The organism is Paraburkholderia sp. CNPSo 3272 (assembly GCF_024206495.1).
GTDB lineage: Bacteria > Pseudomonadota > Gammaproteobacteria > Burkholderiales > Burkholderiaceae > Paraburkholderia.
The window spans coordinates 39088-61612 of sequence record NZ_JAMBPQ010000011.1 but is presented as its reverse complement, the minus strand read 5'-3'; the positions used below and the strand labels follow the sequence as shown (position 1 = coordinate 61612).

The window sequence follows — 22525 nt, the reverse complement described above, 5'->3', positions numbered from 1 at the left end:
CTGTTATCAGAGCCACGCCCGTACGGTGTTGCGCGTAAACGTCAGCATGTCGCGGCCAGATTTATGCAACAACGCCACTCGAGGCGGTAATGTCAGAAGTCCCGGTGCTGGACTGACAACGCCGACGATTAGCGGCTGATAGCAAATTCGCTGGCACGCGCGACGGTCTTCGCCACGTTGTCCCCGACAGACGATCGGGTGAAACAGGGACATGCGCGCAAATTACCGACACGATGCAGGAACTCGGGCATGGCAACGTACGTGGAACGTCGCGATGGCAGTAAGGCGCAGGCGCGCAACTTCACGTGAGCACCTGAGTTTCTGCGACCTTCTTCCAAATTCTGCGGCGGCAGTCCGGTTCTATGTAGAGGTAAACGATCAGGTATGGCTGATTGCGCATCGTCAGAGCCTCGATTTTGCTCAAACTTCCTGAGGGCTTTTGATGGTGCAAAATGGTCCTCTTCGAGGCGCCATTGGGCGCGGCCGTACGCTCAAATCTTCCGTGAGGAACAGACCGTGTCACGTCGGAAACAGATATCTGACAACCTGTTGTCTAGTTTCTTCGATTTCTATTACGTCTGTAATCAGGCCATCAGCCTTCAAGAGATTTGGATTCTGGATCTCGTCCGATAGCTTTCGCATAGTGTCTTTAATAGCGCCTTCAGCACCAGACATCACTTTGCTCATCGTGTCCGCGCTAAAAACGCCGATGTGCGCCTGGGGATACGCCAGCACGGCTATTGGATCGAATCCGGGGCCGCTCATCGCATACACGCCGCCGGTGTAGGCTTTTCGGACGACAAGGAGTAGCTTAGGTACGTTGCATCTGACATGTGCTCTGAACAACTCCGCTGCTGCCAAAAATATGCCGCTATTTTCAGCTTCCCTGCCTATCATGAACCCGGGAACGTCGGCAAGGAAGATGATTGGCATGCTGGTCTTTGCAGCAATGTTTATCATCTTTGCCATCTTGGCCGCGGATTTCCGGTGGATGGCGCCGCTGTTGAATCGCGGGTTGTTTGCCACGATTGCCGCGAAATGTCCCTTAATGCGCGCATAGCCCGTCAGTGCTTCTCGCGCGTATTCGGCGTTTGTTTCAGTGAAGCTGCCTTTGTCGACAAAAGAGAGCAGCAAATGATGCATGTCGTAGGGGGTGCGGTGATTGGATGGAATCAGATTTTCAAAATCGACTGCGTCGGGTTCCTCATATTCAAGCGCTGTGTCTTTGACAAGGCAGCGTAGAAAATCTCTTACGCATTCAAATAAACGGCGTTCATCTTTGAACGCGAGCTGAACTGACCCCGAGCCCCTGCAGTGAACGTCTGTTCCGCCAAGCGAATACAGATCTGACTGCTCAGCCAGCATCGCCTTCACCATATCCGGACGGCCCATACATAGAGCCCCTTTCTCAGTCATCAACACCAGATCGGCGAGCATAATCGGAAGAGCCAACGGGCCTGACGTCGGTCCTAGTATTGCTGAGATCAGCAGATTGGCTTCTGCGAAGTCTGCAAGCGACGCGCTGACCCTGCCCATGCCTGCTGGAGACAAAAGCAATCTCGACATATCCGACGAGATTACTTTCGTTGTATCGAAACTGCCCACCTCTCCCGGATGATCCTGAATGTAGATCAACGGAGCCCGCTGGTCCCGGGCCTGATTCACTGTGCTTATGATTTGCTCGGCGGTACGCCATTGTCCGGCTCCCTTGAACATACAGTCTTGTCCACGATTCATGACCAGAAACGACTTGACCGAATTGATTAGTCCCTCGCCGCAGAGGAAGTGGGCGTCCGCTCTTGGATAATGGTCCACAAAGCTACCCGCGTCAAAAAGCATGCTTATTCTTTGCGACGAAATCTGCATGGATTGCTTACCTCCGAGCAGTGCGTGAGCGTTTGGAAGTCCAGCGCCAGCGCGGCTGAAAGTCGCGTACGCTACGAAGCAAGAATCTCTTCCACAGCGGCTGCCATCAGGAGGAGCCGGCGGTCTTGGCCGCGTGCGGCATCAAGGCTTATTCCCACGGGTAATGCATCGTTCGGCGCCACAGGCAAGGTAATGGAGGGCATTGCGACATTGCTGGCGAGGTCGGTGTTGCGTATTACGTCTGCGAACAGTCCTGGACGCTGTGCATCGCTAACGTGAGGAGTGCTGCGCGGGACAGTGGGATAAGCGAGAAAATCGATCCCTTGGGCGTTGAGCAGCGCATTCATTTGTAGCCGCAAAGCGTTAATGTTCTGTACTGCGGCGGTATAGTCTTTCGCGGAGATCAGACTTCCGTCAAGGTGTTGGTGAATGATGCTCCTCACGCACTTGTCATGGATGTTGTCGAACACAGCATTAACCCTACTTCCCCATCCAAACGAGAGCAGTGCGCGCGGAAAGTCCGTAAAAAATTCGTAGACTGGAATAGTAAAAGTGCCGAACTTATTTAATTCGGAAACAACCGCGTCATCGAGGTCGACGCACTGAAAGCCTGCGCGAGTGAGACGCCTGATCGCCTGCCAGCAATGCATCCGAACATCATCATCCAAGTCGTCCCACATGGAGCGTGGAAGACCGATTCGACAGCGAGTATTTGTTTGTTTTGACGGGATTTGGCTATCGGAGCTCAGCAAGTCGTATAGAAACAAAGCGTCTTTTGCCGTTCGCGTCAGGAGGCCCGGTGAATCCTTGGTGCGTGAAACCGGAATGATTCCGGCTGAAGACCAACGGCCACTTGTTGGTCTGAAACCCGCTATGCCGCAAAAGGCCGCAGGTATCCTCACCGAGCCGCCAGTGTCGGTTCCAATCGCCATCGGGACAATACCCGCTGCCACAGCTGCGGCGCAGCCGCCGCTGCTTCCGCCGGCCAAATGGCCCGGAGCCGCCGGATTGCCCACGGTTCCCCAATGGGGATTGACGGACGTGATTCCAAAGCTCAGTTCATGCATGTTGTTCTTGCCGGCGACGACGGCGCCGAGGGATTTGAGCTTTCTGACCACAAGTGCGTCGCGTGTGGCTATACAATCTTCCATGCCCGGTGTCCCGGCGGTTACAGGGAGTCCCTTGACGCAGATATTGTCCTTTGTAGAAAAAGGAATGCCGTAGAGTGGCGCGCCTCTCAGATTGTCCCTCGCTCTCGCGAAGTGCGCCTCCGGGCTGCGAGCACGTATGAAACAGTTTAGATGTGTCTGGTTAGCTTCGGCGTTCAGTGCGCGATCCCGGATCTCTTCCGCTGTAACTGTTCCAGACATTATGACGTCGCAAAGCGATTCAAGAGTGTTTTGAAAATGCATGAAATTTTGCACGTGGGAGGTCGGGGAGTGCGATATTAGTAGCAGTAGGCACTGCGTATATCGTCAAGAGGGTTGCCAGGTAAAAGATCACCCCCGACGCTACGTATAACGGCGCATGCGCTGTTGATCGCTGTCTGCACGGCTCCCTCAATCCACCCACCGGTGAAAGAACAGCCGCATCCTGCCAAGTAGAGCCCTGTATCGCTTGCTGGATCGTTTGCCGTCTGGAATTGAAAAAACAGACGCTGCGAATAGACATCCTCACCTGGGTAGTTGAGCTTGAAGGCGCCGGACGAATGCGGATCTGTCAGCCAGTCATGATGGAGGACGCAGCGTTCATAGTCCTCATCTGCAGGGACGAGGTGACGCGCAAGTTCTGGATGGAAGGTAGACAGGTCGTCGACGAAGCACTCGCACCGCTCCTTTTTGTCTGAAACACTCAGCAACTTGTGAGCGTCGTCCTCCCAAGTGTAGCTGAGCAAAACCACACCCCGACCATCTGGATTGTGAGGTTCGTAATCAAGGCAGTATACGCCTCGTGCGAAGCTGTCAGACTGGATGGTGACGGGCAGTTTCTTGTTTATCCAGAACTTGTCTCGGGTGAGCATGAAGAGCTTTGACGATCCAGTCAGGTGAGTTTCTCTGACTGCTCTGGAAACGTCGCGGCTGAGAAACGTTTCGTCATCTGTCAAGCAATGAACCATCTGCATCGCCCTGTTGTTGCTGGTGACGATCACCCGGTCAAAGGTCGCAATTTCGTTATTGTCGGTCACGAGCTTGATCTCTGCACCTTCTTTGTAGATGCGACCGACGCCGCTGAAGCGAACCCGTTCGGCGACGGTGCTTCCATAAATATTCTCGTTTGCAATACGTTCAGCCAACGTTGAAATTCCGCACGAGATGAGGCGTTGATCGTCCATGTAACCGTTAATGACGAGACGCAAAATTTCGGTGAATCCGGCCTGATAGACGGAGAGAAAACCACCCGAGCCAATCCCAAGAGATCCAAATAGCTCGAAGTCGTACGGCCTTTCCCAAGCAGTACCTCCAGGCGGGCAAGGACCCGTGAAAATGGTGACGATGGCGGCATAGAACGAACTGTCGCGAAATAAATCCAGCCATGTTTGCCACGCGGCGCATGCCTCATTAAAGCGCTGCGATTTCAACATGGCCGTAATTTCGGCCGGCGCGACGAGAGATGTGCCATTGATCACGCATCCATCCTGCAAGAGAGCTCTCCAGCCTTCGTGTACACGCCTGAATAGAGGCGGTGGGGGATTTCCGGCCGGCCAGATATGGCGAACGCCGCGATAATGTAGTTCCGTATCAACGACTCCAGGATCGGGGAACGATGCTGTGGTGGGAATATCGTACCGGTCAAGGTAATGAAAAAGACCGGTCGCACTTGGAGGAAACCGCATTGCGCCCATTTCGGCGATGAGATCTGGGTGCTCTGAATCAAACGGCTGTGACCACAACCTGCCGCCAATGCGATCGCGAGCTTCAAACACAGTGACGTCGCCTACACCTGCTCGCATCAGTTCGTTCGCGGCCACAAGGCCGCTGACGCCTGCCCCCACGATAGCAACGCGTGGACTTGCGATATCCGAGGAAAGCGTTCCGATTGCCCCAACAGATGCGCCCCGCTCCAAAAACGGAGCATAGTCATACAGTAGATCGACGGTCGGCGATGGAACTTTCGAAGATGTGACGTAGTTTTTCATGGATTCCTCTCCTGTAATGGCAATGCATCGAGGCGAAAGACGATGATGGCGGGAATGACGCACGCATCTCGATAGAACAAGTCGAGATCCTATAATTCGTTGCCGATAACGTGTTGCTCGTCAGTAGAAAATGCCGCGCCGGAATGTCTATGCAATCGACGATAGCAATCTCCTGTAGCGGAATCAAGCAAGTAAAATTGATGTCTTTAGCAATCTGACGCGGGCTATGGATAGTTGTGTCGATAGTGTGAAAATGGAGGTGCTATACCTGAGATCCGACAATGTGCTCTGGGTCAACCTTAAGGGCGGTGACAACGATGGACTTTTCATCGGGTCAGAAACCTCGTCGCGCCCGCGCGTTTGCGTCGGGTCACGACGCCAGCACCTTGATCCATGTGCCATTGCAAGCGTGTGACGCTTCATTGTTCTCTTTTCCACCTCATTGCCTGTGAGCTCAATAGCGCTCGACGAGCACGACCAGTGGACCTTCCAGCATTGGCTTCCCTAACTGCAGAAGGGTGGGTTAGGCGTGCTCCACGAAATCCAAAGCCAAGCAACGCATCGCTCGTCCTCACGCGGCAATTACGCTGACGCACGGGTGCCGGGGAGTGCGTATTTGGAATAGGCGAAGACATCGCTACTGCACAGATGGACAACCAGTTCATGACTGGTCTTTTGGCGTCCCTTGATGATTTGCACCCAGCAACATATACATTGCTGGTACGACGAATAGTGTGAACGCAGTGCCGATCGACAGTCCGGTGAAGATCACCAGGCCCATTGCGTTCCGGCCTGCTGCGCCCGCGCCCGAGGCGACGACTAAGGGCAGTACGCCGAGCACCATGGCGACCGTCGTCATGAGGATCGGGCGCAGGCGTGCACCTGCGGCTTCCTCCAAGGCTTCTCGCTTACCGCGGCCCATGCGCTGAAGCTGGTTCGCGAACTGCACGATAAGAATCCCATGTTTGCTGACGAGCCCCATGAGCGTGACAAGTCCGACCTGCGTATAGATGTTGAGCGTCGAAAAGCCGGTATTGATGAAGACGAGAGCACCGAAGAGCGCCATTGGGACGGATACCAAAATGACTAGCGCATCGCGGAAGCTTTCGAACTGCGCTGAAAGCACAAGGAACACGATAATCGTTGCGAACGTGAGCGTGACCAGGAAGTTACCAGAATCTTGCATGAACTGGCGCGATAGCCCTGCGTAGTCGGTGTTGTAACCTGCCGGAGCTGCGTCGGTCGTGGATTTACGAAGGAAGTCGAGAACTTCGCCCTGGGAGACGCTAGGTGAGATCACAGCGGAGATCGTTGCCGCATTGAGTTGCTGGAACCGATTGATCGATTCGGGGACGACCGTTTGCTTCAGGTACGCAACCGTCGCCGCCGGAATCATGTTGTCGTCCGGCGTGCGCAAGTAATAGTCGAGTACCTGTGACGGATTCAGTCGATCTATTTGCTGGACTTGCGGAATCACCTTGTATGAGTGGCCAGCGATCGAGAAGTAGTTTGCGTAGTTACCGCCGAGTGCAGCGCCTAGCGCCTGTCCCACATCGCTTTGCGTGAGGCCGAGCGACGCGATCTTGTCGCGGTCAACCGTGACGACGGCTTCAGGCTCGTCGATCCTTAGATCGCTATCGACAAAGAGAAACATGCCACTTTCACGCGCTTTCTGAAGCACGGCTTTCGTCACCTCGTCGAGATTCTCGAAGGGCTCTGTCGTGCTGATCACGAATTGCACGGGGAAACCCTGTGCGCCCGGCAAAGGCGGGAACTGGAACGCGGCGACACGAGCACCAGCAACGCTATTCCACCTCTGCTGAAGGTCCTGTTGTAGGTCGGTTGCGCCTCGTTTCCGCTTGTCCCACGTCTTGAAGAGCACGCCGCCGAAGCCCTGATTCAATGTCGGCAGGCCGGTCAACTGAAACATCTGGGCATACTCGGGCAAGCGCCTTGACATTTCTAATACCTGATCGGCGTATGTCTGCATTTGCTGGACTGTGGCATTAGGCGGCCCCTGGATCAGCGATAGCACGATGCCTTGGTCCTCCTGCGGCGCAAGCTCTGCTTGCGATGTCGAAAAGAGATACACGGTTCCGCAAAGCAGCATAACTCCCATGACGACGAACACGGAAGATGTGTCGAGGGCCGCATGCAAGAGCCGGGCATAGCCGGCATGCACACGATCTAGCTGTCGATTGACGAAAACGGCGAAACGCCCGGACTCGTGCACGTTCCGGAAAATGCGCGAGCACATCATCGGCGACAGGGTTAGCGCAATCACGCCTGACACCGCGACGGCGCTCGCAAGGGTGAACGCAAATTCAGTGAACAGGGCGCCTGTCAGGCCGCCCTGAAAGCCGATAGGCAGATATGCGGCGATCAGCACGGCGGTCATTGCCAGAATCGGGCCGCCAAGCTCGCGCGCGGCGGCTAGCGCGGCTTCCATGGGAGGCTTGCCTTCATTCATGTGGCGGTCGACATTCTCAACGACGATGATCGCATCGTCGACCACGAGCCCAATCGCGAGCACCATCGCGAGTAACGTCAACAGATTGATCGAGTAACCGAGCAACTGCATCATGAAGAACGTGCCAATCAGCGAAAGCGGCATCGCGACCACGGGTACGATGACGGCGCGCAAACGGCCGAAGAAGAGGAAGATAACGGCCGTGACAATCAGTAACGCCTCGACGAGCGTCTTCACTACTTCATCAATCGCGCTGTTGATGAAGTCTGTCGCGTCGTAGACGATATCACCAGCCATCCCCGTCGGGAACTGCTTTTGCAGATCGGGAAACACCGCTTTAACGCGTCTGGCCACATCGAGCACGTTTGCGTCAGGCGCTACCTTGATTCCGATAAACACAGAACGCTTGCCGCCGAATGCGACGCTGGAATCGTAATTGTCCGCGCCTAGCACGACATTGGCAACGTCCTCGAGACGCACTATCACTCCGTTCTTCTGTTTGACAGCCAGTTTCTGAAAGTCCTCCACCGAATGGACATCGGTACGCGCGTTTAGACTAACGCTGGTCATCTGGCCTTTCGTTGTGCCGAGTGTCGCGAGGTAGTTATTGTTGCCGAGTGCTGTGTAGACATCAGAAGCAGTGACACTATGCGCTGCGAGCTTGGTTGAATCGAGCCATGCGCGCAATGCGAACTGGCGACCGCCCAGTATCTCCGCGGTCTGCACGCCCTGAATGGAGTCGAGCTTCGGCTTCACGACGCGCAGCAGATAGTCGGTGACATTGTTGGGCGGCAGCACGTCGCTGTAGAAGCCCATATACATCGCGTCGGTGGTCTGACCCACCTGCATCGTCAGCACCGGCTGCTGGGCCTCGCGTGGCAACTGGTTACGCACTGACGCTAACTGTGTATTGATCTGGGTGAGTGCGCGGTTCGGATCATAACTCATGCGTAGCGTCGCGTTGATCGTCGACACGCCCGTGCTGCTTTTCGACGACATGTAGTCAATGCCCTGCACCTGAGCGATGGCCGCCTCCAGCGGCTGCGTGATAAACCCAGCCATTGTGTCGGCGCTCGCCCCGTAATAGGAAGTGGTAAGCGTGACTACGCCCGTCTGGGTTTGGGGATATTCACTGACCTTCAGCGTGGAGAGCGAACGCAAGCCTAGTACGAGGATCAGCAGGCTCAGCACCGAAGCGAGGACCGGCCGGTTAAGAAAAATGTCGGTGAATTTCATCGGGCGGCCTCTCACTGCTCCTGAGGCGTCGGAGCAGGGCTGTCCGCAGGTAGCACACGATTATTGATGACGAGCGGTGTGCCGTTCTGTAGCTTGAGCTGACCGCTCGTGACGACCTGCGCGCCCTCGTCGAGACCCTTCAGGATCGCCACCTGATCGCCGCGCGTGGGCCCCGGCGTCACGAATACCTGTTGCGCCACCGGCATCGTTTCACCGTGCGCGTTTTTGTGCTCGCTCGGTCTAATGACGAATACCGTTGCACCGTACGCATTGTGCGCGATCGCGGTTTGCGGCAAGGTCAGATAGCGCTGCTCGCTACCTACATCGATCTTCACGTTCGCGTACATGCCGGGCAACAGCTTGCGCTCGCGGTTGTCCAGGACGGCTTCGATCTGCACGTTGCGCGTCGTGCTGTCCACGCGCGGATTTATCGCGCGGACTTGGCCGCCGAAGCTGAGGCTCGCAAATGTGCTCGTATTTACGGCGACTTGCTGTCCGGCCTCGAGATGCCCCAGTTGCTCCTGGGGTAGATGAAAGTCGACGTAAATGGGATCGACGGCTTGCAGGGTAACAATTGCGTCCCCCGGGCTGATGTACTGGCCGGGATTAACGGTGGTGATCCCCACGCGTCCTGCGAAAGGTGCGCGAATGGTTTTCTTGGCGACGAGGGCAGCTTGCTGTTCGACTTGCGCCCGTTTGCTCTTCAGTTCGGCAGTGTCGGCATCCAACTGCGCTTTTGAGATGGCCTGAATCTCATACTGTGCCTTGTCGCGCGTGTAAACCGTTTGCGAAAGGTCCGCGGCAGCTTGTAGCGATGCGAGCTGTGCGCGATCAGAGTCGTCGTTGAGGCGCAGGAGGACCTGTCCAGCTTTCACCTCCTCTCCGGAACTGAATTCGATCTCGCGCACGAGGCCTGCCACTTCTGTCGTCACGTCGACGCCGCGCACCGCGCGCAGGCTGCCCGTGGCGGAAAGCTGTGGCTGCCAAGTCTGATAGCTGACCACAGCTGACGTGACCGTGGCGGCGGCCATGCCATCGCGCATCATGAATTTTTTAATGGTATGCGCTTTGTAAAGATTGAAGCCGATCAGCGTGCCGAGCAGACTGCCCACGCAGATCAGCATGATGATCATCCGTTTTCCTGTTGGTCTTTTCGTCGTCATCGTAGTGTCCTTGCACGGCAAACTCTCGAGGCACGAGCGTCTTTAGCGCGCTGCCCGGGAAACGTATGCAGCGCGCAGCAATCGTCATGAGCATTCACTGGGAGCGGAGACCGGCGTTGGCATGCCCCTTCTCGTCATACGCCGTGTCATTCCACCAACTACCACCCAGTGCCTGGAATAACGCGGCTGTATCTGCATAGCGAGCTGCTTGCGCCTGCGCGAGATTCACGACGGCCTGCTGATATTGGCGCTGTGCGTCGAGCAGCGACAGATAGCTGAGTCCGCCGACTCGAAACTGTCCGCGCGTCACATCCAGTGAACTGCTAGCCGCGCGCGAGGCTTCGGTTTGCGCGGCAAGAGCAGCCGCGTCGTGATCGAGTGCGCGCAATGTATCCGCCACATCTTCGAATGCGAGCAGCACGACTTGCCGATATCGCGCGTTGGCCTCGTCAAATGCGGCTTCCGCCGCCCTTTTCTTTGCGGTCAACTGCCCACCATGGAATATTGGTTGGGTGAGTCCCGCGCCGATGTTCCAGATCATGTCGGCATACTTCAGCATGCCGGCCGGCGTTAAAGACTGCGGGCCGTAATTCGCGGAGAGCATGAGTTGTGGATAGAGGTTTGCCGTGGCGACTCCGACCTCGGCGCTCGCCTGGTGCAGCACGGCATCGGCGGCCAAAATATCCGGCCGCTGCCGGACCAGCGAGGAAGGCAGACTGACCGGCAAGGTTTGCGGCAGCGTGAACATCGACATCGTGAATTCGGGCACACCTGTTTCGCTCGGTAATCTGCCCGAAAGCGCGGCAAGCTGGTGTCGAGTCCGATCAAGCGACTGCCGCAGCAGCGGTAGCGTCGCCCGTGTTTGCGCGACTAGCGTCTCTTGCGCGAGCACGGCAATCCGGTCCACACCGCCGAACTCGAATTGCTTGCGCAGAACGCCAAGCTGCGTCTCCTCGTCGGCTACAATGTTCTCGGTCGCGCTGATCTGCTCACGCAGCGACGCTTCCTTGACGGCAGTCGTGACGATGTTTGCCGACAGTGCGAGGTAGGCGCCTTGCAGCTGAAAGCGCTCAAAATCGACCTGTGCGCCCAGCGATTCGAGCTCGCGCCGAACACCACCAAACAGATCCAGATCATACGAAACACTTACTGATGCGTTGTATAGAGTCAGTATTTTGTTGACGTTGGGCTGCCCCAACGTCGCGCCGTTCAGCTTTTCACGTAGAGCGTTGGGCTTGGCATCGACGGATGGGTAGAGTGCGCTCCCTGCTTGTGCGCGCAGATCCTCGGCGGCTCGGCGTAGCGCGGCACTGGCTGCTGCGATCGTTGGGCTGTGTTTAAGTGCTTCGCTTATCAGCGTGTTGAGCGGCTCGCAGCGATAGAGCGTCCACCATTGAGCAGGCAGGTCGCCGCCGGCCGCAAACCGCTGCTCAAGTCCCGCTTCGCCCTGCGACGATGCCGTGCGATCAGGTAAAGGCGTCGGTGTGTAACGCTGAATCGTGGGTGGCGCTGGAGGGTGGTATTCGGGGCCGACCGTGCAGCTGGCCAGCGAGCCGAGCAGTGGAAACACTCCAGCGATTACTGCGGCACGCATGACAACCGGGCCTGTTGTGCAGTGAAAAGCTGCCGCGCAAGATTGCGGACGCAAACGTGCACGACCGGAGCTGCAATGGACCTCGTCATTCATCTATCTACCTGGCTTGTGAGCGATGAGTGTTGTCAATATTTGGATGCAGAACTCCCCCTGGTTCAACGGTGTTGCTGCGAAGCGTGTATGCAATCACGAATGATGGCAACGGTCAGAACTGTGGAGCCAATTCAGGACCATATCGGCACCTTCGTCGACGGACTTACAACATGTGTCAATCAAGACGTCTGGATCTGTCGGCTCCTCATACGGGGAGTCGATGCCAGTGAAGCGCTGGATTGCGCCGCGCCTTGCCAGCCGATACAACCCTTTAGGGTCACGGGCCTCCGCCGCGGCTAAACTCGCGTGAACATGGATTTCGGCGAAATTATGGCTGCCCGCCGTAGACCGGGCGAGTTCCCTATCGCGGCGGAACGGCGAGATGAGGCATACCAACACTACGATGCCGGCGTCGGCCAATAATTTTGCGACCTCCGCGACGCGCCGTACGTTCTCGTGACGGTCTGCATCGGTAAAGCCAAGGTCTTTGCATAGACCGAGCCTGACGGAGTCGCCGTCAAGAATGTAGGTGAGTCGGCCGGCTGTATGGAGACGCGCCTCCACGGTGTCAGCAATAGCCGACTTTCCCGCGGCTGATAGGCCGGTAAACCAGAGAATGGCCGGTGTTTGCCGAAGCAAGCGTGCTCTTGCCTCCGGCGGAACCCGGAAGCCGTGCGCATACAACTCTGAAGTCGAAGGCTCATTCGCCATACTTGCCTACTTAGATCGGTGCGGTCGGGGTATGAGCTTGCGCTCACTTGTTGCGGCATTGCGGTGAAGATCCCAATTCATGCAACCCGAAAAGATTTCGGCTCGTCGACTGACGCCGATATCTCGTTTCTGCATGTCTTGGTGAATAGAAGACCATTGCACCAAACGTGTTCGACACCTCCCCATTCACACGCCGACGCAGCATCGGGGAAAAAGCCTCGTCCCAGGTGGTTGGCGCTGGTGTTGCACAGCAAGGGAAGGCCTGTGAGCTTCTCGTATTCGATTAGCAACTGCGCTACAGGGTGTTCGGATGACCTTGCAATGGTCTGCAATCGCGCAGAACCATCGAGATGCACGACGGCAGGTATCCTGTCCCGCCATTCGTCGCGTGTTTGATGATCGAACAGCATGTAGGGATCTGGAGTGCCTGGGAGAAATACAGCAGGCGCCCGGTCTTCAAGACATATGGGCGCCACAGGACGGAAATATTCCCGATGCTTGACATCGTTGAGAAGAGCCTTCATGCTCGGCGAAGTCGCAGCGGCGAGAATACTTCTCGCCCCAAGTGCTCGGGGGCCCAGCTCGGCGCGTCCGGCAAGGAAAACGACGGGCCTATTTTCGGCGAGAATATGTGCAAGTTCAGCTAGGGAACAAGGTGACGCAGACCAGCCGGCCGCTCGGTTGCCCGTTTTCATTGCGGGGCCGCTATATACCGACCACTCTAACGGCATGAAGCCCTCGTTCGCGGCTATTGCGCAGCATGCGGTGCCGATCGCCGAACCGCTGTCGTTCGGAAAGGGCGGAATCCAGGTAGCATCGAACAAGCCACTTGCGCGTAATGCACTGTTCCATTTGATATTGAGTCCGCATCCGCCGGATATGCACAGGTTGCGCGGCCCAGGAATACAATGGCGCCGCAGAGCCTTTTCCATTTCGCGGACGAGTAGGCGCTCGAGGAAGGTATGGAAAGAGGCGAGTACGTCTTCGGGAGGTTTAGCCTGCAGCTCCGGCACGCATGCGCGGAAGAAATTGCGTATCGCTGCGAGCGATGTACTCGGAAGGTGGAGATTCTGGCGATAGTTTCGCGCAAGTTCTGTGTCGCCTGCAAAGCGTTCAAGGTAAAGATGGCGAAATATAGCAACGATTTCTTCGTCGACTGACCCCAAGGCGATGTATGCCATTAGCTTTCCGGCCACTCCCAGGTCCCACTCCGCACCCGCCGCCTTTGCGTACGGCCCGAAATGATGTCCGGCCGCCGCATACATTTGACCGATGATGGGGAACAGCTGGTCAATGAGCCGCACGTCGTCGCGTCCTACATGGTACAACCGTGGCACCATGCCGCCATCCCACACCAGGCATAACGCAGGTTGCCCAAGTTGTGCGAACGGACTCGTGCAGTATGCGGCGGCGACATGGCCGGACACGTGAGGGTAGCTCGTGTACCGATATGACTTGCCACCGATCAGCAGCCCGGTGCCGTCGACCGAAGCCAGAAGATCGCCGTTTTTTCGTTCCGTATAGGGGGCACCCTCAAGGACGATTGGGGTGGGGCCGCTCAGCACCTGAAACTGCGACGTCACTTCGCCGTCCCAGCCGTCGATCACAAATTCGTCGATGTCGTCAGTCCGTAGACCGTGCTCGGCTAATGCGGTCTCAATTGCATCGAGGTTCCGTATATCGTGATATCTCGGATTGTTGTCCCGCTTCTCCTGTTCGATGCAAAAAACGAGCTTTCCATCTTCGACAACGGCGATTGCTGCGTCGTGTGTCAGCTTGAGGCCACAGATGCGCATGGTATCTTTCACCCTAGCAAGGGAAATCTGATTGATGGGAAAAATGCACTGCGTTCTGGAAGCGTGCGAGCAGGCAATCCTCATCGGACGACTGGCCGACGCACTCGACTCGCTCAATCTCGGTGAACCGTTCGTTTAGCATCTTCAGCACCGTTTCAGCACCAGCAATATGTCCCCAGCGTCGACAATTGGCGTCACGCGCTGAACCGAATATCAACTGGCCGTCAGGCGCGAGTACGCATGCCAGTTTGCGGATAGCATCCCGCACTTCGGCGATGTCGGCGAGATAGTAGAAAACCTCCGCGACTACGATCAGTTCGAACCGCTCTGCGCTGGAAAAGTGCTGGACGTCTGCAACGATCCAGTTCACGTTTGGCGGGTAATTTAGCCGCTTGCGTGTCCTCGCAAGCGCTTGCGGCATCACATCCATCACGGTGAGCCGCTGACAGTATGGCGCCAATTTCTCTGTGAACGCGCCGCCGGCACATCCGACCTCAAGAGCATGGGCAACGGGACCTTTAGAGAGCGATAATCGAAGCATGTGCATATGACGCTCATGCTCGAACGGATTGCTGTCCAGTTGCCACGGATCGTCCGCGTCCAACTCCCGACGCAACAAGTCAAAATGCGTTACGTTTTTCAATTTAGCTTACCTGAGAGTGTGCGTTCAAATCTCGTTGCAGGACAGATCGAGGCGCTGACCGCATGTCCGGTCAGATGCAGGCGAGTCATAGCTCAGGGCCATTGCGTTCGATTTCAGTCCCGTGCGGCCACTCACTCATACCCCTATCAATCGGCATAATCACCGCCAGTACATCTTCAACACGTGTTGCCGGCAAATCGAGGTGAACGTTGGGAAGCGTTGAACGGACGCGAACCCCCGAGATGATCGTTCCCATTCCATGTCGACATAACCTGGTGAAGTGGTTCTTCAAAGCATGGCGGACGGTGCCGAATGCGAATGGCACGCGAAGCTCCTGCAATACAGGATACATCGCGCGAATGGATTGGCTGATTCCGAGCCCCTCTAGGTCTGGCCGCACTCCATACAGACCCAGTTCCGCCACCAGCACGTCGGTTGCGCCAACCTTGATGAAGCGGCGCAACGAACCCATGTGCGCCGCCACACCTTGCGAATCGTAGGCAATGGCGCGGAGTTCGGGCCTCGCCCCGGCCCAACTTCGACCGCCGTCGAACGGCTTTGCATTGAACGGTCCGGTTGGACCATACGTTATCCGGAAAAACTGGGCCAATTCGAGATGATCGGAAAGCTGGAGCTCATTCTCCCAGCACAGTTTCCACTGCACCTTTGAGGACATGGAAAGTTACCTTGTTCAGTTGCGTTTACGCGCAACCCGTGGCGTGCGATTGCCCAGAAGGCGGAAGCATCGCATTCTGGATTTTGCGCCAGTAGGAAACGCAAAGATCGTAAAATGAATCTTTAGATAGCAGACTTGTTAGAAGGATAGATTTGGTGCTGTTTCTATGGAAATGAACATGGGCGAACATGGGTCATGCGATCACGAGAAAGTCCATCTCACGCTGTTTCAAAAAATCTCTCATAGTGCCCGCGACTGAAGTGACCTTTCAACTCGTCGAAGTTGAGTACGGTTTGCTCCAGAGGCCGTACTTCCTGCCTTTGAAGCGCCGTCCTGTGAGAGCAGGGATGCACGGAAGTCCCAAGGAACGTCTGCACCGCTTCCATGCATCGGGCGGGGTCATCGAGGAGGTTTTCATAGTCTATTGAAAGCAGATTCTCTGGCGCAAAAGAGTCGACGACTTGACGATGAAAATCGTCTGCAGCTTTGAAGTAGGCTTCGCATAATTCAATAGTCAACGCGACCTGCGGAGGCGGAGCTGATCCATTGTCCGAACCGTACTTCAGCCATTCACCACTTTGTCTCGCTTGCACCAGGGATCGCAGAGATTCCAGCGTATTCCTGCGGACTACAAGCATCGCCTTCAGGCATGGCCACCGTGCCAATTCTTCAAAGAACCCGGGGCGCTCCAGAAATTGCGGCTGATTGATCTTGCAACCGATATGCGTGGCGTACGCCTTTCCCTTTTGGACCGGATAGCGAAGATAGGCAAGTTCGAGAAGTTCCCGATTGCTGCACCTAAACCGGTTGGTGTCAGGCCAATTGGTGTCGTGGGTGTTGAGCAACTCGCCATTGCTCAAAACGTTCGGATGAGCATTCAGCAGTTCTTCCAGATAGTGAGTGCCGGTTCTGGGCATCCCGAGAATCACGAATGGCTGAGTTTTCGGCATGAAGTGGGTCATGGCGTGCATTTAATTAGGTTGAAAGCGGTGGTTCGGATGTAGCCCCCAGTCCGACGCTTATCACAAGACTGCTTCTGAGGCGCAACGCCGTCAGCGTCAAGACATCAGGCGGCGGCGGACCAGTGTCGCAGACAGGAAGAACGGCAGTATTGTGTAGACACAAAGCACGCAAAGATGCAGCCCCATGTCGCCGACCGGACGTGCAAGCATCGCCGGACGGATCAATTCAACGGAGTGGGCAAGCGGCAGGAACTGTGCAAGGTATTGAAGCGCGGCAGGCAGTTGGCGCACAGGGAAGACGACACCACTCAGGAACAACATGGGCGTAAGCACAAGCGTCTGGTAGAAAACGAAATAGTCATAACTCGGCGCGATTGCGACGAGTACCATTGCCACGCTCGCGAAAGCGAGGCCAGTGAGAAAAACGACAGGGATCACAGATACGATGCTCGAAAACGCCGCGTAACCGAGCGTCGCCGCAACCACCATCACGGCGGAGCCCGCGAGAAGGGCTTTTGTAGCGGCCCATGCCAATTCGCCAAGAATAACATCGCCAATTGTCAGTTGGGTGCAGAGCACGGCTTCCCACATGCGCTGAACTTGCATGCGAGCGAAGGCAGCGTAAATCGTTTCAAAAGTCGCTGAGGTCATGGCGCTTGTCGCAACCATTCCAGCCGCTAGGAACGCAATGTAAGGAGCGCCGTCGATGTGACCTATCATTATTCCGACGCCGAAGCCGAGACCAAACAGGTACATCATCGGGTCCGCCAGGTTGCCGAGAAGGGAGATAAGTGCCGCTTTTCTCCACGCCAGATAATTGCGCCGCCATACAGTGCGCCAGTTCCAAGCGTTGCCGGGTAGGGCAATCATAAACTCTTCGCGCATTATTCAATCCTTCATTTCTCGTCCGGTCAGCCGAAGAAAAACGTCCTCCAGGTTCGCGGGACGTTGCACAATACGCAGACCTGTGCGCTCGCGCAGTTGCGTGCACACCTGTTGTGGATCGGCCGTGTAGCAGAACAGTGCATCACCGCTTACCTCTGTACGCTGCGCAAACGGCATCAGCAGCGTTTTGAGTTCATGTGGGTTGCCGCCATATATCTCGAGAACGTGACTTCCAATCTGCTCGTGGATTAATGCATCAGGTGCCCCCTCAGCAATGGTGCGTCCTCTGTCGATTACACATAGCCGATCGCACAATCGCTCTGCCTCTTCCATGAAATGAGTAGTGAGAAGAATTGTTTTGCCGCGTGCGAGTAAACAGCGCAATCGATCCCAGATGAGGTGGCGCGCATGCGGATCTAGCCCAGTCGTCGGTTCGTCCATGACAATAAGTTGCGGATCGTTGATGAGCGCGCGTGCAATGGTTAGGCGGCGCTTCATCCCGCCCGATAACTCGGTGACGCGTGCGTGAGCCCTGTCCTCGAGGCGTGCGAACTGCAGCAAGGATGGAACCACCGCCTCGATTTCGCCTGTGCTCATCCCAAAGTAGCGCCCGAAGAGCTGCAGGTTCTCGCTCACACTAAAACCTGGCTCCAGGTTGTCGAATTGCGGAACGACACCTATGCGCCTGCGCGCCAGGCGTGCCCGCGCTGGCACCGGTTCTCCGAGGACGGTAATCACGCCTGCGTCAGGCAGCGCCATACCCAGCACCATTCGCGTGGTAGTGCTTTTGCCGGCACCATTAGGCCCGAGCAGACCGAAGCACTCGCCGGGTTCCACACGGAAGGACAATCCATCGACAGCAAGCTTACCGCCGTAGGATTTCCTTACACTCGAGAAGGTGATCGTTGCATTAGACATGGAGCCAGAACTGTATACAGACCACTGTTTAAGGAAGATTCCGCGGCGCGCGCGACGCTACGCATTACTCGCTCTTGGGAACACGGTGCTCGCCGCGGTCTTTGACGGCAGAACTGCGGGAAAGCCAGTCACTGTTGTCCAAGGTACATAGAGCGTATGCCTTTACAGGAAGCAGCAGCAAAAGATTGATGAGTGTGTGCACTGAAAATCCAAGAAATCGAAGCTCTTGGGCGCGAATGGCAGCAACGGAGCAGCGGACCATCGTCATTGAAGCAATAACGAAGCCTGCCTGCCAAGGAGCTGTGGCTGTGAGCACGATCTGCAGAAAGCCGGAGATCATTGAAATGGCGAGCAGCAGAGAGCCAATGTTCTGCGCTACCACATCAAGAGTTAGGTAGCGGTCAAGACGAGGCAAAAGGCGAAGGGCGAGCAGGGTGTCACGATAGGTGCTGCGCGCCCAGCGCAATTGCTGGCGCAGGTACGGTCGCAGCTTATCTGGAACCACGGTCGCGGCGACTGCATCTCGAACGTACTCCGTCCGATAGCCCGCCGCGAGCATGAGAATTGTCAGATGGCGATCTTCGCCGAAATCGCTGCGCTTGCCCCGGAACATTTGCGTTTCGTACTGGTCCAGCAGCAGAAGAAGCGCTGTGCGCCGGTATATTGCACACGGTCCGCAGCAGCACATCACAGCGCCAAAGCGCGCTTGAGCCGCGCGCTCCTCGTTGCACGCAAGCCAGTATTCCATATCGATCAGGCGGGTCAGCCACGTGTCGCGGCGATTGCTGGCTACCAATTGACCCATGGCTGCACCGACCGATGGGTCGCTCATTGTCAGCACGAGTTTCTTTACTGCGTCCGGCGCCAGAGTGGTGTCCGAGTCTACGTTAAGTATGAGCTCTGAGGTCGAAGAACGTATCGCGGCGATTTGCGCTTTGCGCTTTCCCACATTCTGTGGAAGAAGCAGGACATTGAATCGCGGATCATGCTCGTGCTCCCGATACACCACGTTCAACGCATCGCGGTTGGCGGATCCATCATCGACCACGTGAACCCTGATGGCGCCCGCGTAATCCTGGGCGCCAATCGAGTCGAGACACGCCCGTAGCGTTTCTGGGTTTTCGTTATAGCACGGGACGATGATGTCGATGTCCGGCAAATACTCGGTGTCGGATATCTTGATGCATGCAGGTGGGCCGCTAGTCGGCAGAGTGTGAAGAACCTGCGCGCTTTTATAGATGGCCGAAAGTGACGCGTATAATAGGACAGATGTCGTGTTGATTGCGGCAGGAATGTTCATCGGGGTCGGTGTGCTAGGAGACGTTGGGATTCTCAGTACAGGCCTGCCGGGAGCGATGGCGCGGGAGTCAGGCACGGTAATACCATCTAGGTTCACGCGCGATTCGAGGGGCAATTATTCTCGTGCATGTAGAGTTGGCGTTTCTTCATGGAGCAGGAAAGACGCTGTTATAGCGTGCGAGAAAAATGTCCAGTAACGTACCTCATGGTAGCGAGGTCGACAAAACGCTTCCATCGGCGTCGGCTGAAAGTCAGATCAGCCTACGCCTTCTTCGGGGTCAGTATTTCCTTAGTTCTAGCCATGATCGTCAGCGCGCAGACCACGCGCATACTTATCTATTGGTAAGACGTTTCTAATGGAGTATATCGTCCACTTGTCGAGCAGTTTGGGGTCAGAGATGCTCGTAAAGCGAGATTTTCCATTGAACTTACGGAAGTGAACTGATGACGAAGCCCCTTTCCTTCAATCCTAGAATCAGGCGCGATAGTGCTATGACAGTCTGCACGCGCGAAGCATCGCGATGATGCAAGTCGCACTCTTCGGGAGGAGCCCCGTCGTGCAGCAGTACTATCGAGCCGGGCAGAACGGATGTCAGTACAGAATCGACAATCGCCTCGGCACCCGGACGGGACCAATCTCGTGGATCTACCGACCAGTGGAGTGACATTAATCCCGCTTTCATGGATTCGGAGATAACGTCGTTCGTCCATTTGCCATACGGCGCGCGCATATATCGCACCGCTGCCGCTGGGCAAGCACGCTGGATAAGCGCGTTCGCTTCTGCTATCTCGTGCCGTATTTGACCTGGCTCACATTTCGACAAATCCCGATGGGAGAGGCTGTGATTCGCGACATCGTGGCCTTCCGAGACCATGCGCCGGATCAGTTCCGGATACTCAGCCGCGTAGGCACCGAGTACACAGAAGGTTGCCGGTACCCGTTGCCGCGCCAGCAGATCTAGTATTTTCGGGGTCCATATCGGGTGTGGTCCGTCGTCAAAGGTAAGGTAAACCTTACGCAAACCGTTACGTTCGCGCTCGTTTGGCACTTCCGCAATAGATTGCAGCATTTCACAATCGCTCAGTCTTCTCATGGTCTTCCACTTATCTTTGGATGAGTCGCCGTCTGCCTTGGAACCAGCCACAGTCGCAATCGCGAAATGCCGCGTAGTAGCTCAATATCTGGGAGTGGATGTCGAGAGTTGTTCAGTACAACGACAGGAATACTCATATCAATGACTTGCATGTCAAGCTGAATTGCCGTAACTTTGCGGTACCTCAGTTAATTTGTACAATCGATTCTGTCGATGTGCTTCATCCATAACGCGGATTATTAAAAATGCGCTTCAAAGGCCTCGATCTGAATCTTCTCGTCGCGTTGGACGCATTGATGGCGAAGCGTAACGTCACGCTTGCTGCACGCGATATCAATTTGAGTCAACCTGCCATGAGCGCTGCGGTGTCGCGGTTACGAGACTATTTTCGCGACGACCTCTTCGTGATGAGAGGCCGAGAGTTTGTGCCCACGTCACGAGCGATAGAGCTTGCCGGACCGGTGCGGGAGGCTCTATCGCATATCCAGCTTTCCATCATCTCGCGCGACGTTTTCCAGCCGGCCAAGTCGGATCGCCGGTTCAGGGTCTGCCTCTCTGATTTCATGACGCTCGTCTATTTCCAGAAGGTCATTAAGCGCGTTGCACGCGAGGCTCCCGCGGTCAGTTTCGAATTGATTTTCCCAGACGACGAGCCTGGGGATTTGCTGCGGCGTGGCGACGCCGATTTTTTGATTCTGCCCGATCTATTCCTGCCGGATACTCACCCGAAAGCGCCGCTCTTCGACGAGAAGCTCGTGTGTGTAGGCTGTCCCGCCAACAAGCAGTTGTCGGAGCAGCTTCCGCTTGACCGGTATATGTCCATGGGACACGTGACGGTGAGGTTCGGGCGGGCACGCAGGCCTACGATCGAAGAGTTTTTCCTACTAGATCTCGGTCTCAAACGGCGCGAAGAGGTCGTCGTCCCGACCTTTCACCTCATTCCGGCGGTGCTATCGGGTACCCGTCGCATTGCGACGATCCCATTAAGGCTTGCCAGGCATCTCGGGGAGGCCTCTCCTCTGCGGATCGCCGAAGTACCGCTCCCGCTATCCACTTTTACTGAGGCTATCCAATGGCCTGCGCTGCATAGCGGTGATCCTGCAAGTATCTGGATGCGCGAGCTATTGCTGGAGGAGGCGCAAAGTCTTGTTTAGAGGCGGTTTCATAAAGACTGTTGAGCCCGCTGAAGGATGTTCCAGCAGATCAGGCAACAGCCGAGTTTGAGAAACGTTTCATGAATGTCGGCGCGACGTTCGAAGCAAATACGTAGACGGTGGAAGTTGTGCAACCAGGCATGTGTACGTTCGACGACGGATCTTTCCACGGCCACTGCCGTGGGGGAGGCCGCGTCGCGCGATGCTGGTGGGAATGCTGCGCCCGTGAAGAATGCGTCGGTATTTGTCGTGGTCATAACCCCGGTCAGCGTAGGCGCGGCCGGGACGGCTCAAAGGCCTCCCACGCACGCCGCTAATCGGTACGATGGCCTCAATCAGCGGAACAAGTTGGGTGGCGTCGTTACGATTGGCGCTAGTCAGGATTGCCGCGATCGGTGTTCCGTGGGCGTCGGTGGCGAGGTGGTGCTTGGATCCTGATCGCGCTCGATCAGTGGGATTCGGGCCAGTTTTCGCCGGCCCCAACTGCGCGAATCGACGACGAGTCGACGACCACGCGCGAGAAATCGATCTTGTCGACCGCCCTCAACTTCGCCAGGATGCGTAGCCTGCGCCAACAACTGACGCCGGAGCCGCCCCCCATCTCGGCTGGCAAATCTCGCAAGCGGATACCGGTCTTCAGCACGAACAAGATGCCGGTCAGCACAGCCCGATCCGGTACCGGTTTGCGGGCCCGGATGCTTGAAGCGCCGTGGCTTCGCTGGTGGTAGCAGTGGCTCGATCAGTGCCCACAGTTCGTCGTCGATGATTGGTTTGCCCATCTCCTCGATCCTGTTGATACGACGATCGAGGTCAACGGGTTACTTTACGA

General features: G+C 56.3%; 16 protein-coding genes and 1 pseudogene. 1 reads left to right on the top strand and 16 read right to left on the bottom strand.

Features of this window, described 5'->3' with window-relative positions:
* Positions 1-519: 519 nt before the first annotated feature.
* From M3I53_RS15925 to nodB, 15 genes are all read right to left on the bottom strand, one after another.
* Positions 520-1866, bottom strand: a complete 1347-nt coding sequence (locus M3I53_RS15925; RefSeq protein WP_254316871.1) for a carboxyl transferase domain-containing protein — start codon at positions 1864-1866, stop codon at positions 520-522.
* A 71-nt stretch (positions 1867-1937) separates the two neighbouring features.
* Positions 1938-3290: an amidase family protein gene (locus M3I53_RS15920; RefSeq protein ID WP_254316870.1), complete on the bottom strand. Its 1353-nt coding sequence runs from the start codon at positions 3288-3290 to the stop codon at positions 1938-1940.
* A gap of 23 nt (positions 3291-3313) precedes the next feature.
* A complete protein-coding gene (locus M3I53_RS15915; RefSeq protein ID WP_133189702.1) occupies positions 3314-5002 on the bottom strand; it encodes an NAD(P)/FAD-dependent oxidoreductase in 1689 nt (562 codons plus the stop codon).
* Positions 5003-5663: 661 nt separating this feature from the next.
* Positions 5664-8708: an efflux RND transporter permease subunit gene (locus M3I53_RS15910; RefSeq protein ID WP_254316869.1), complete on the bottom strand. Its 3045-nt coding sequence runs from the start codon at positions 8706-8708 to the stop codon at positions 5664-5666.
* Positions 8709-8719: 11 nt separating this feature from the next.
* On the bottom strand, positions 8720-9871 hold the full coding sequence (locus M3I53_RS15905; protein WP_254316868.1) for an efflux RND transporter periplasmic adaptor subunit: 1152 nt from the start codon (positions 9869-9871) through the stop codon (positions 8720-8722).
* 94 nt (positions 9872-9965) lie between these two features.
* Positions 9966-11465 carry an efflux transporter outer membrane subunit gene (locus M3I53_RS15900; protein WP_375541821.1) on the bottom strand — a complete coding sequence of 500 codons (1500 nt, stop codon included), beginning with the start codon at positions 11463-11465 and terminating at the stop codon, positions 9966-9968.
* A 186-nt stretch (positions 11466-11651) separates the two neighbouring features.
* A complete protein-coding gene (gene cysC / locus M3I53_RS15895; RefSeq protein WP_254316866.1) occupies positions 11652-12269 on the bottom strand; it encodes an adenylyl-sulfate kinase in 618 nt (205 codons plus the stop codon).
* Positions 12270-12346: 77 nt separating this feature from the next.
* Positions 12347-14065 carry a nodulation protein NodU gene (nodU, locus tag M3I53_RS15890; RefSeq protein ID WP_254316865.1) on the bottom strand — a complete coding sequence of 573 codons (1719 nt, stop codon included), beginning with the start codon at positions 14063-14065 and terminating at the stop codon, positions 12347-12349.
* A 13-nt stretch (positions 14066-14078) separates the two neighbouring features.
* Positions 14079-14708 (bottom strand): nodulation methyltransferase NodS, encoded by a 630-nt coding sequence (gene nodS / locus M3I53_RS15885; RefSeq protein ID WP_254316864.1) that lies wholly within the window; start codon positions 14706-14708, stop codon positions 14079-14081.
* An 85-nt stretch (positions 14709-14793) separates the two neighbouring features.
* A complete protein-coding gene (locus M3I53_RS15880) occupies positions 14794-15384 on the bottom strand; it encodes a NodA family N-acyltransferase (protein ID WP_254316863.1) in 591 nt (196 codons plus the stop codon).
* A gap of 218 nt (positions 15385-15602) precedes the next feature.
* Positions 15603-16334, bottom strand: a complete 732-nt coding sequence (locus M3I53_RS15875) for a sulfotransferase (RefSeq protein ID WP_254316862.1) — start codon at positions 16332-16334, stop codon at positions 15603-15605.
* Positions 16335-16442: 108 nt separating this feature from the next.
* Complete coding sequence (locus tag M3I53_RS15870) at positions 16443-17231, bottom strand: ABC transporter permease (protein ID WP_254316861.1); 789 nt, start codon at positions 17229-17231, stop codon at positions 16443-16445.
* Between the two features lie 3 nt (positions 17232-17234).
* On the bottom strand, positions 17235-18149 hold the full coding sequence (gene nodI / locus M3I53_RS15865; protein ID WP_254316860.1) for a nodulation factor ABC transporter ATP-binding protein NodI: 915 nt from the start codon (positions 18147-18149) through the stop codon (positions 17235-17237).
* 64 nt (positions 18150-18213) lie between these two features.
* Positions 18214-19449 (bottom strand): chitooligosaccharide synthase NodC, encoded by a 1236-nt coding sequence (gene nodC / locus M3I53_RS15860; protein ID WP_133189682.1) that lies wholly within the window; start codon positions 19447-19449, stop codon positions 18214-18216.
* Between the two features lie 427 nt (positions 19450-19876).
* Positions 19877-20542, bottom strand: coding sequence for a chitooligosaccharide deacetylase NodB (nodB, locus tag M3I53_RS15855; protein ID WP_254316859.1), 666 nt, complete (start codon positions 20540-20542; stop codon positions 19877-19879).
* Between the two features lie 245 nt (positions 20543-20787).
* On the opposite strand from nodB, the gene M3I53_RS15850 reads away from it, so the two are divergent.
* Complete coding sequence (locus M3I53_RS15850; protein WP_133189678.1) at positions 20788-21696, top strand: LysR family transcriptional regulator; 909 nt, start codon at positions 20788-20790, stop codon at positions 21694-21696.
* An 8-nt stretch (positions 21697-21704) separates the two neighbouring features.
* Here M3I53_RS15850 and M3I53_RS15845 read toward each other — a convergent pair.
* A pseudogene (locus M3I53_RS15845) lies at positions 21705-22475 on the bottom strand (IS5 family transposase).
* Between the last annotated feature and the right edge of the window lie 50 nt (positions 22476-22525).

Bases quoted from the DNA above. Each gene is read 5' to 3' on its own strand.
- nodI (WP_254316860.1), bottom strand. From the start codon at position 18,149: ATGTCTAATGCAACGATCACCTTCTCGAGTGTAAGGAAATCCTACGGC.
- M3I53_RS15900 (WP_375541821.1), bottom strand. From the start codon at position 11,465: ATGCGTGCCGCAGTAATCGCTGGAGTGTTTCCACTGCTCGGCTCGCTG.
- M3I53_RS15870 (WP_254316861.1), bottom strand. From the start codon at position 17,231: ATGCGCGAAGAGTTTATGATTGCCCTACCCGGCAACGCTTGGAACTGG.
- nodC (WP_133189682.1), bottom strand. From the start codon at position 19,449: ATGAACATTCCTGCCGCAATCAACACGACATCTGTCCTATTATACGCG.
- M3I53_RS15915 (WP_133189702.1), bottom strand. From the start codon at position 5,002: ATGAAAAACTACGTCACATCTTCGAAAGTTCCATCGCCGACCGTCGAT.
- M3I53_RS15905 (WP_254316868.1), bottom strand. From the start codon at position 9,871: ATGACGACGAAAAGACCAACAGGAAAACGGATGATCATCATGCTGATC.
- M3I53_RS15875 (WP_254316862.1), bottom strand. From the start codon at position 16,334: ATGCCGAAAACTCAGCCATTCGTGATTCTCGGGATGCCCAGAACCGGC.
- nodU (WP_254316865.1), bottom strand. From the start codon at position 14,065: ATGCGCATCTGTGGCCTCAAGCTGACACACGACGCAGCAATCGCCGTT.
- M3I53_RS15850 (WP_133189678.1), top strand. From the start codon at position 20,788: ATGCGCTTCAAAGGCCTCGATCTGAATCTTCTCGTCGCGTTGGACGCA.
- M3I53_RS15880 (WP_254316863.1), bottom strand. From the start codon at position 15,384: ATGTCCTCAAAGGTGCAGTGGAAACTGTGCTGGGAGAATGAGCTCCAG.
- M3I53_RS15910 (WP_254316869.1), bottom strand. From the start codon at position 8,708: ATGAAATTCACCGACATTTTTCTTAACCGGCCGGTCCTCGCTTCGGTG.
- nodB (WP_254316859.1), bottom strand. From the start codon at position 20,542: ATGAGAAGACTGAGCGATTGTGAAATGCTGCAATCTATTGCGGAAGTG.
- M3I53_RS15925 (WP_254316871.1), bottom strand. From the start codon at position 1,866: ATGCAGATTTCGTCGCAAAGAATAAGCATGCTTTTTGACGCGGGTAGC.
- cysC (WP_254316866.1), bottom strand. From the start codon at position 12,269: ATGGCGAATGAGCCTTCGACTTCAGAGTTGTATGCGCACGGCTTCCGG.